Source organism: Corynebacterium sp. HMSC036E10, from assembly GCF_001836265.1.
Taxonomy (GTDB): Bacteria; Actinomycetota; Actinomycetes; order Mycobacteriales; family Mycobacteriaceae; genus Corynebacterium; species Corynebacterium coyleae.
On sequence record NZ_KV827977.1, the window covers coordinates 538,397 to 548,774 of the forward strand.

A 10,378-nucleotide genomic window follows, 5' to 3' on the forward strand; every position below is an offset into this window, starting at 1 on the left:
TCTCGATATGCGTAATCCCTGGTCACAACGTTTTGGTCAAAATTCGTCGGATTTTCCAAAAAGCCGCTGACCTGCAGTTACGCATATCGAGACCTGCATATGAACGAATTCGTCCCGGTGTCAGCGTCCGGAGGTCGGCTCCACTCTTCAAGCTCAGGTGTGCCTTGTCGAAATTGCAGCTTAGGAGCAAACCCGAACTCGAATCTGGTGGCAGGAAAACCTAGTTAACGGGCAGCACCGAAAACTTCCCCGGCTTCGTCTTCGACTGAAGGACCATGCCAAGGTAATAGACGATTCCAGCAGCAAACAGTGACTGCAATGCGGGGATTCCCATCGGATTTGCGTATTGGGTGTAATACCCAACACCGATGCCGATCGCTGCGGCCGCCGTAGCGACCCAGTTCCATCCTGGAATTTTCTTCCACTGTTGCTTGCGAATGAAGAAGAAGTCAACGGTCACGATTGCGGCGATCGCCGGGTAAACCAACGAGGTGAGGTAAAGGAAGTCGGTGAAGTAATCCAGGAACCCGGCCAGAGCGAGAGCAATGCCGATGAGTGTTCCTACGAGAGTCAGCCATTGCCGGCCCCGACTGGAATCAACATTCATCAGGTTGGACAGAGCAAGACCCATCGAGTAGTTGTTCACAAGCTGGCTCGTCCAGGTAGCTAGCCAGAGAATTAGGAATCCCCAGAAAGGAAAACCGAGCTCGACCATTACCGCGACAATGTCTGCTTCTCCAATGCCTACCGCCATAAACGCACCTACAGCGAAAAGCGGAAGTCCGACTCCGATGATGCCCCAAGGAATGAGAATATTGTCTTTCCACAAAGGCTTGGCATAGCGGGAGTAGTCAGCACTAATCACCCACTGAGAAGCATTCACTCCAACAACGAGACTCAATGCTGCGACGACTGTCATTGTCGGTTCTGGATTCCAAGACTTAATTTCTTGCCAGCTGGAGTTCTGCACAGCGAAGTAGATTCCCGCCACGATGAGTAGCAGGCCTGCTGGCACCGCAATGTAGTCTGTCCACTTCATACTCAAATAGCCGATAATCGATGGGATCGCGAAGGTCAGACCCGCGATGGTTGTGATGAGTGCCCACATTCCCCATTGAGCATCAGGGTCGATCCCGAGCATCGCTGCGAATGCGTTGCCCGCCACAGCCGTTTGCAACGCCCACCAGCCCAGGGACGAGATGAAGATGGTGCCTGCGGCGATCAGTTTTGCTTGGGCCACTCCAAAACTGTTCTTTGCAATCACTGTCGACGGCAGGCCAGTTTTGGCACCTATATACCCACTAATCGCATTACCCGGCCACTGAATAAGAAGCAGAGCCAGCAGAACGATCCAAATTACTGATCCCAGGCTGAAGGAAGCAGCCAGAGTTGCGCCAACCATTAGGACTGGAATCGTAAATTCCAAACCGCCGAAAATGATGGCCGGGGTGATCCACTTCTGCCGCTGTTCTAACGGAACCGGGCTCAATGGATTGTCGTTTGAGAAGGCAGTTCCTTCATCTTTCGTAGTCATCATGCACACCTAGTCTTGTGCTTCGGCAGCGGTGTATCCGTAGATCTCCGCTGCATCTTCTGCCGAAATGAAACCGTTTGCAATGTCTTCTTCGACGGCAGAATGCTCGCGTTTCCGTGGGTCGCCGTAACCGGCGCCATTGCCTGTGCGAATTCGGATGACATCACCCTGGTTGACTACTTCGTTTGAAACGACAGCACCACGGATCTGTTCACCATTTGCTCGGATGATCTCAATTAGGTTGCTTGACCCTTCGCGCCCGCCGTTCAGAGCCCAAGGCTTGTTTATAGACCGGCTGTAGGCAGCGGTCACGAAGCAGTTATCTCCACGCACCTCGTAGTCCAAAACGATGCCTTTTCCTCCTCTGAACTGGCCTTCGCCACCAGGCGCATCGTTAAGGCGGAGCTGATTCACGTACAGCCCGTAACGCAGCTCTGCGATTTCTGCAGGGCAGTTGTAAGTTTCACCGTGGAATCCTGAGAAGATCGCGGAGTTACCATCGGCTTTCGCACTGCCACCCCACCCACCGATTTGGGGCTCAACGATTGTGAAGTGCTTGCCAGTGTCTGGGTGCACACCGCCGATAAATGTGCCGCAGATACTCGAGAAGTGTCCCGCGGGCAGCTGCCCTTCTACGGCTGGGGCGAGGCAACGCCAGATGAGGTCGAAAAGCCGAATCTCAACTTCGTAATAGATGGAGAATGCAGCAGGTTCCTGCGCATCGAAAACGGTTCCCGGAGTTGTTAGCAGTTCGATAGGGCGGAAACCTCCTGCATTTGCTGGCCCGTAGGGGTCAGTGAGCGATTTGAAGATCATCTGAGTGGCGACCATGCAAGCATCTGCGTTGCAATTGTTCGGACCAGAATCTTGCTCAGGGTTATCCCGCAGGTCAACGACGAAACGATCATCGGTAATCTCGATTGCAACGCGGTAAACCTCACCGCTGTCTTGTTCTTCCTCAAGCTCAAACCTGCCCTTAGGAAGTTCGGACAGTCCCTTTCGCGCAATTCGCTCGCCGTGCTCCATGAATTCATCGAGCGCGACCTCGAACGTATCCACCCCGTACTTCAACGCAAGGGTTTCAAGACGGTTTGCACCAATTCGCACCGCTGCGACTGCCGACCACAGATCTCCCAGCAGGGTCTCTGGGAGACGCGAGTTAACCTCGATCACTTTCAGCAGTGGTGTAATTGGCTCTCCAGCGGAGAAGAGCTTAACGGCTGGGAGACGGATTCCCTCTTGGAAGATCTCGGTGGCGACTGCAGAGACACCGCCAGGAGTCATTCCCGACAGGTCTGGCCAGTGCGCAATGTTGGCGGTCCATGCGATGAGACGACCTTCCGCGAACACAGGCATTGCAAGGACAACGTCGTTAAGGTGCGTGACTCCGCCATAGAAGGGGTCGTTCGTCACAAAGATGTCGCCCTCTTGCAGGTCGTCTTCACCGTTGATTTCCAGGATTCGCTGGACCGCCTTATCCAGCACTCCGATGAATGCGGGGATGCCAGCGCCTGACGATGCCAGTTGACCAGATCGATCAGTGATGCCGGTGCCCATGTCGAGCACTTCATAGATGATCGGGCTCATAGCAGTTTTCTGCATCGCGACGAACATTTCGTCGGCAATAGCTTGCAGGCTGCTCTGAATGATTTCTAGGGTAAATGGATCGGTCTTAGGCATTGGTGTTCTCCTCCTGCTCGATTTCGACATGAAGATTTCCGTAGTTATCCACTTCGACCGAGCAACGTGGCGGAACTACAGCAGTGGTTCCACGGAATTCGACGATTGCTGGTCCTGCAAACTGCATGCCGGGCTCTAGGAGATCCGCGTTGTAAATGTCGGTCTCGCATGTGCCGTGCTCGAGGAAGTCAACGTCGCGTTTGCCCTTAGACGCTTCGGCAACTGCTGCACCGGTGGTAGACAGCTCTCGCGGGGCAAGCTTTCCAACATCTGCCATAGCGATGAGGTGCAACCCGACGAACTCGACCGGCGCATCAAGCCGATACGTGTATTCCTTCTCGTACTGCGCGTGGAAGTCTTGAATGAGCCGCTCAACTGCTTCTGCATCAATCAATCCGCCGCTGATTTCAACCTCAACTGAGTGTTCCTGGTTTGCGTACCGCATCTCCGCAAACCTGAGGAACGAAACTGAAGCACGATCAACGCCGTCCTGCTCAAACTCTTCACGCATTTCGGATTCTGCGGCAGACACGAGAGCATCAACCTTCTCCGCTTGGTCTGCGTTCAGTGAGAACAAGTTGGTCATAAAGAGATCGCGACGAAGATCTCCCATCAACATGCCCCAAGCGCTGAAAACCTCTGCAGCAGTTGGAACGATTACCTTCCTCATGCCGAGTTCTCGAGCCAAATCGCAAGCGTGCATCGCACCACCGCCACCGAATGCCACAAGCGTGAAGTCACGTGGGTCATGGCCGCGATTAAGTGAAACAAGCTTTAGCGCATTGATCATGTTGTTGTTGGCGATTCGCACGATTCCACGTGCTACTTCCTCATTCGTGAGATTGAGTTGCTCTGCCAACGACGCCAGGCTCCTTTCCACCGCTTCCATGTCAGCGGTGAGTTCGCCACCGACGAAGTAGTTCGGATTGATCCTTCCGAGTGCAAGGTTTGCATCAGTCGTTGTAGCGTTTTCTCCACCACGGCCGTACGCTGCGGGTCCGGGTGTCGATCCTGCGGACTGTGGGCCGACATGGAGCTTTTTAAACTCGTCTACCCACCCGATCGATCCACCACCATTTCCGATCTCGACGAGATCGATAACCGGGACCATAATCGGATACCCTGCGGAGGTTCTGGAGCGTTCAATCCAATAATCGGTCTTGACAGTCACAAGGCCGTCTTTGATCAGCGAGCACTTCGCAGTGGTCCCGCCAATATCCAACGCGAGGATATTCGGTTCTCCCACAAGGGACCCCAGCGCTGCAGCACCGAGGAAACCACTTGCTGGCCCAGATTCCACCATGGTGATCGGGATTTCCTTGGTATGGCTGATCTTGTCCACGCCGCCGTTGGATTGCATCACGTAGAGGTTTCCGTCGAAGCCTGCAGACTCAAGACCCTCCTCAAGGCGAGTCAAGTACTTCTCTGCTGTCGGCTGGACGAATGCCGACAAAACGGCTGTCGAAGAACGCTCATATTCACGCCATTCACGTGTGATCTGGTGCGATGCCACGACGGTTCCCGTCGGCCAGAGTCGCTTGAGTTCCTCCGCAGCAGCAATCTCGTGTCGAGGATCCGCGTAGGAGTGAAGGAAACAGATCGCGACCGCTTCAATGCCGTCTCGCTCCAGCTTTTCCACAATGCCAGGCAGTACCGAAAGATCAAGCGGCACGCGCTCTTCCCCCGCCGGAGTCAATCGGCCAGACACTTCGAAACGGTGCTTTCGAGGTACGAAAACTTCTGGCTTCGAGTAGTGGAGGTTGAAGAAATCCGGCCTGTTGCCCCTTGCGATCTCAAGGACGTCACGGAAGCCTTCCGTGGTGATAAGTGCAGTTTTCGCACCCTTACGCTCCGTAAGAGCGTTGATGACCACCGTACTGCCGTGTGCAAGCGTCGCCGCTGCCTTCAGATCTACTCCGGATTTCTCAATGACATTGAGCACGCCCTGCTCAAAACGAGGTGGAGTGGTATCCGATTTCGCGGTAAAGGTGCGTTGCTCCCCAGACTCAGCGTCTATCGAAAACGCCACCAAGTCAGTAAAGGTTCCACCCACATCCGTTGCGATGCGAAGCGTTTGCTGGTTCTTCATCTGTGACTCCGTTCACTCAACTCATCGGCTTGTGAAGTGAGACTAGCCACACTCGGATGAAAATTGTGCGAATCAGCAAATAATATTCTCGGACCGAGTTCGGGTTTACCCCTAAGCTCCGTTTCCGCGCACGCCTCTCTTGCTCCCACGCGTCACGCATCGCTTATCGACGACCACCCCACCGGGGGGGCATCACTCCCGGCGGCCCCACGCGCACTGGCGCGCACTGGCGCTCACCCGCCCCGCGAGCAGCACCCTTTTACGTTCATGTGCAGGTCTCGATATGCGTAATCCCTGGTCACAACGTTTTAGCCAAAATTCTCCGGATTTTCCAAAAAGTCACTGACCTGCAGTTACGCATATCGAGACCTGCATATGAACGAATCTGCGCCCCGCGCCCACGCACTGCCGCAGGCGCCCTAGGACAGCGCGTCCCAGAGCGCCGTGTTGGTTTCCTGCCAGAGGGGTTTGGCCCAGTCGCCGAAGTCGCGGTCTGTAAGCACGACGCAGGCTTGGTCGCCGGCGACCCACAGGTAGGTGCCGGCCATGCCGAAGTGGCCGACGGTGTCGGCGGGCATGCCGTCGCCGGTCCAGTGCGGGGACTTCTCCCCCTTGATCTCAAAACCGAGGCCCCACGGGCAGGGCTTTTGCATGCCATAACCGGGGACGACACCGCGCAGGTCACCGAACTGATTCGTAAACGCCTCGCGCACCGTCGAGGGGTCAAGCAACCGTGGCTCGAGCAGTTCGGCGGCGAAGCGCGAAAGGTCCGCGACGGTGGAGCGCCCGCCGTGGCCCGCCGAGCCGTAGATCTCGGTGTCGGTCATGCCGAGTGGTTCGAAGACACCTTCGCGGGCGTAGTCGGCAAAGGTGATGCCGGTGGTTTCCTCGACGATGTCGGCGAGGATTTCGTAACCGGCGGACGAGTAGATGCGGCGCTCCCCCGGTGCCTTTTGCGGTTCGCGGGAGTCGAAGCCGACGCCGGCTGCGTGCGAGAGGAGGTGGCGGATGGTGGCGTTTTCGGGGCGGGCGTCGTCGTCAAGCGAAAAAGCTCCTTCTTCAACCGCGAGGAGCACGGCGTACGCGGAGAAGAGTTTGGTCACGCTGGCCAGTTCGAAGACGCGCGCGGTGTCGCCGAACGACGCCTCCTGCCTACCGACGAGCGCGCCCGCTACATTGTCAACCGGCCAATCCTGGAAAAACTTCTCGAGCTGCATGGCCCCACCCTACGCAACAGTGGCGAGCCAAAACGGTCTACGTGTTTTTCTTCGCCACCGGATAAACCTTGTGTTCTGGGTCGTACCACAGGATGCGGAAAACTGGCCCCGTTCGGAAACCCCACAATCGCAATTTCCCCTTTATCCGAAAGCGGAAAATTTTCTCCTCATCTGCTTGACCAATTTTTTGCAGGCGGGTTTGCGCGACTTTATCCAGACTCGTCACATCCTGGCTGTGGTGTTTAGGCCTTCCACTCCGATCAGTTTCGGCGAGGACTTCCTGCCATGTCTTTTGGGATAAGTCTTCTAGAAACTGAAGCAGCTCGAAAAACTCTGTGGGAGTGAGATCCCATCGGCAGCCGAGTTTGTCGAAACTGTTATCAACCGCACGCACAGACCATTGCACTGTTTGATTGAGAAAGTGGTCATCCGCTTGCTGCCTCGCAAGCGCTTTGCCCGATGTTGGTGCCTTAACGGGCTCCAAATTCTTTTTGCGATTTTGGTTATTTTGCTGCTTCGCTAGCTTTTTCGCTTCCCTCCCCCCGTGGTGGCATGTCACGCCCTAAGTTGCGCTCCGTGCTTTCCACCGAAGTAATCCTGCATTACCTCAGGATTCACAACAGCTTGGCTTGCCGCACCTTCTGGGATTCCCGCTCGGGCTTCGATCCAAGGACGCTCTCCATGCGTGATGTCACTCAACTCTTGCCCGGAAAGGTGGCTGTATGCAGAGAGCACAGCATCAATAGTTTCCTTTTCAGACTGTGCCAATGCCGAGGAATCCCCCAGAGGTTCCGTCGCCGAAACAGTGAAGCGACCGCGATGACGATTATAAAGTTCCGGAACAACTGGCCCATTTGCCCAAGCTTGGATCGGAGAATTGTAAAGTGGCACCCCGTCCCAGACTAGGTTCCATGCCTGCGAGTAATAAACCAGCTTTTGAAGCTTCATCGTCGTCATGGATCCCCCTTGTTGCTCCAGTATGTACTGGGCTACATCCAAAACCCGCGCCATGGTTACCCCTCTCTTTGGCATATCCCAACCAATAAATCTATATGGAGGAGATTTCTGGATCTCATCTTAGCGGCCAAAGCCCTGTCGTCAATCCTGGGATCATGCCCGTCGCGCCGGCAACGACGGCACCGAGGATGCCGAGCAGCGCCACGACAATCAGAGCGATGTGGTCCGGGGCGAGGGCCAGGCTTATCGACGACGGCGCCACCGGCACGACCCTATTCACATCCTTGCCGCAATCCGCGTAGCGCTGGGCGGTGTACGAGGCGGCGTTGGCAAGGTAGGCGGCCTCCGAGTGGCTAAACGGGCTGTCGGCGGTGACGGTCAAACCCCGCGAGGAGTGCTTCAGGTCGTCAAGCACCAGCGCGCTTGAGGTGTCGGTGACGCCGGGTTCCCAAAGTTTGGCGTCGTCGATTTGGGTAAGCGTGCCCCAGCCGTTCTCGCCGATGCCGGCGCGTAGCTCGGTCTGCTTCTTCTCCCACAGGGCGAGCGCGTCGGTGCGGGAGCCGTTGAAGTAGATGAGGTCGTCGCCAAGTACGCCCGCGGCCAGCGCCGGGACCTCGTCGGCGTTGTACTCGATGGAACACTGGGCGGAGCCGGAACCAGCACCTGGCTCCCCCGGCACCGCACCAGCAACCGGCAACGAAGCGGCACCAACAACAGAAACAACCAGCGAGCAAACTGCCAAAGACTTACGCATAGCCAGAAACCTTAGACCACGAGCGGCTACTGCGTCCAGGAAATCCGCACGTCAAAATCTTCCTGCTCGGTCCCCTTCACAAGTGCGGCGATGTGGCTGCGTACGAGGTGTTCGGTGCGCTCCCGCGCGCGGTCCAACAAGCCCTGCGACACGGCCTTGTCGCGCGCCGCTTCCTCTTGGCCGGCGATGAAGGTGGTGACGTCGTCAACACGAATTTGGTTGATGGGGTTCATGGACTGGTCGTAGACCTGCACGCTGTCGGCGTTGATGTGGGCGCTGAGTACTTCCACGGGCGGCAGCACTACATCAATAGCGCCAGAGCCGACCGTAACGTCGATGGCGGTTGTGTCGCGGATGCCGGCGGTGACGCGGCCGTCGTAAGTAACAAGGAAGTTGCGGCCGGTAAACGGCACGCGCAGCCCGAGGACCTCGAGGCCTTTTTGGTCGAATTTGCCCACGTCGGAGAAGACGTATTCCTCCACGGAGAGTTCGGCGATGTCCTCGAACGATGCCCCGATGGTGGTGGAATCCACCCGCGTCTCCCCCATGCCGAACACGGCCGGGCGCAGCAGGGCAAGCAACAACCCCACAACAGCCAGGACGGCGATGACGGAGGTAATGACGGAGGTCACAACGGCGCCACCGCGGCGTGGGCGGCGCGGCGCGAGGTGTAGTTCTTGGGCGGTACTCACATCCGACGATCTTAATTGCACCTCGAATTCGAATGGTTTGTACACTCGTTGGAACCTTTGGGCGTACGCGGCTGAAGGATGTACCTGGCCACCGCACGGAAGAGATAACGATGACCGGTTCCACGCGTATCGACGAAACCCGCGCCGACAAGCAGCGCGAAGAAAAACAAAACCAGAACCAGCAAGACGGCATGACCGGCTTCCTCGGCTGGATCGAGCGAATAGGCAACAAGCTGCCGGAGCCGTTCTGGCTGTTTGTCATTTTGAGCGGCGTTGTTGCCGTCTCCTCTTGGATTGCCAGCAAGGCGGGCTTGTCCGCCATCGACCCGGCATCGGGCGAGGAGATCCATGTAGAAAGCCTGCTGACCGGCGAGAACATCTCGCGCATGGTCACGGATGCAGTGGAGAACTTCATCGCTTTCCCGCCGCTGGGTGTGATCCTGGCGGTGATGCTTGGTGTCGCCGTGGCGGAGCAAACCGGCCTGCTGGCGGCGATGGTGCGCGCGATGGTGGACAAGGTCAGCGGCAAGATGCTGACGTTCATGGTCGCGCTTGCGGGCGTGACCGGTTCGATCGCCTCGGATGCGATTTACGTGATCATCATTCCGTTGGGCGCGATGGCGTTTCATGCGGTTGGGCGCTCGCCGGTGGTGGGTGCGATGGTGGCGTTCGCGGCGTCGTCGGCAGGCTTTAACTCCTCGCTGATCCTGAACATTACGGACCTGCTGCTCGCCGGCATTTCCACCTCGGCGGCACAACTCGTCGACGCCAACTATGAGGTCTCCCCTCTTGCCAACATCTTCTTCGTCATCCCGTCCGCCATTGTGCTGGCGCTGGTGATCACTGCGGTGACCGAGTTTTATGTGGAGAAGAAGGCGCAAGCGCTTATCGACGACGACCACATCGACGAAGACGAACTCCAAATCAACGACTCCGCCCAGCCGGACGATTCCCACCTGACCGACGACGATGACCTCTCGCTGACCCCACTGGAGCGCAAGGGCCTCGCCTGGGCCGGCGTGACCCTGGTGCTCGCCCTCGTCGCATACTTCGTCCTGCTGCTGGTCCCGGCCTCCCCGTTCGCGCGTCCGGAGGAGGGCTTCATGGAGTCGCCCTTGATCCGTGCGATTGCCGTGCCGATCACCCTGATCTTCTTTGTCACCGGCCTGGTGTACGGCCTGATCGTGGGCACCATCAAGGAGGCTGCGGACCTGCCGAAGTTCATGGCCAAGGGCTTAGAGTCCATGCTGCCGATTCTGGTGCTGTTCTTCGCCGTCGCCCAGTTCCTGGCGTACTTCCAGTGGTCCAACCTGGGCCCCTGGACCGCGATCAAGGGCGCGGAGCTGCTGCAGGCGTGGAATCTGCCGAACGCGGTGCTGTTCCTCGCGTTTGTGATCATGGTGGCGCTGATCAACCTGTTTATCACCTCCGGCTCCGCCCAGTGGGCACTGATGG

At 57.3% G+C, this 10,378-nt stretch carries 9 protein-coding genes; 1 reads left to right on the forward strand and 8 read right to left on the reverse strand.

The window, feature by feature from the left end:
* Positions 1-220 precede the first annotated feature (220 nt).
* From HMPREF2736_RS06470 to HMPREF2736_RS06505, 8 genes are all read right to left on the reverse strand, one after another.
* On the reverse strand, positions 221-1,534 hold the full coding sequence (locus HMPREF2736_RS06470) for a purine-cytosine permease family protein (RefSeq protein ID WP_070829207.1): 1,314 nt from the start codon (positions 1,532-1,534) through the stop codon (positions 221-223).
* Positions 1,535-1,543: 9 nt separating this feature from the next.
* Entirely contained in the window at positions 1,544-3,214 is a 1,671-nt protein-coding gene (locus HMPREF2736_RS06475) for a hydantoinase B/oxoprolinase family protein (protein WP_070829150.1), read from the reverse strand.
* The gene (locus HMPREF2736_RS06480) at positions 3,207-5,303 is read right to left on the reverse strand and encodes a hydantoinase/oxoprolinase family protein (RefSeq protein ID WP_070829151.1); all 2,097 of its coding nucleotides are present in this window, start codon (positions 5,301-5,303) and stop codon (positions 3,207-3,209) included. Before HMPREF2736_RS06480 ends, HMPREF2736_RS06475 begins: the two co-directional genes overlap by 8 nt.
* 419 nt (positions 5,304-5,722) lie before the next feature.
* Positions 5,723-6,520: a serine hydrolase domain-containing protein gene (locus HMPREF2736_RS06485; RefSeq protein WP_070829152.1), complete on the reverse strand. Its 798-nt coding sequence runs from the start codon at positions 6,518-6,520 to the stop codon at positions 5,723-5,725.
* A 37-nt stretch (positions 6,521-6,557) separates the two neighbouring features.
* Complete coding sequence (locus HMPREF2736_RS06490; RefSeq protein WP_070829153.1) at positions 6,558-7,079, reverse strand: hypothetical protein; 522 nt, start codon at positions 7,077-7,079, stop codon at positions 6,558-6,560.
* Complete coding sequence (locus HMPREF2736_RS06495) at positions 7,076-7,477, reverse strand: Panacea domain-containing protein (RefSeq protein WP_246822079.1); 402 nt, start codon at positions 7,475-7,477, stop codon at positions 7,076-7,078. The genes HMPREF2736_RS06490 and HMPREF2736_RS06495 overlap by 4 nt, the downstream gene beginning before the upstream one ends.
* A 115-nt stretch (positions 7,478-7,592) precedes the next feature.
* On the reverse strand, positions 7,593-8,231 hold the full coding sequence (locus tag HMPREF2736_RS06500; RefSeq protein ID WP_070829155.1) for a hypothetical protein: 639 nt from the start codon (positions 8,229-8,231) through the stop codon (positions 7,593-7,595).
* Between the two features lie 26 nt (positions 8,232-8,257).
* Entirely contained in the window at positions 8,258-8,923 is a 666-nt protein-coding gene (locus tag HMPREF2736_RS06505) for a DUF4230 domain-containing protein (RefSeq protein ID WP_246822080.1), read from the reverse strand.
* A gap of 110 nt (positions 8,924-9,033) precedes the next feature.
* Here HMPREF2736_RS06505 and HMPREF2736_RS06510 point away from each other — a divergent pair.
* A partial coding sequence (locus HMPREF2736_RS06510) for an AbgT family transporter (protein ID WP_070829156.1) occupies positions 9,034-10,378 on the forward strand: 1,345 nt, incomplete at its 3' end.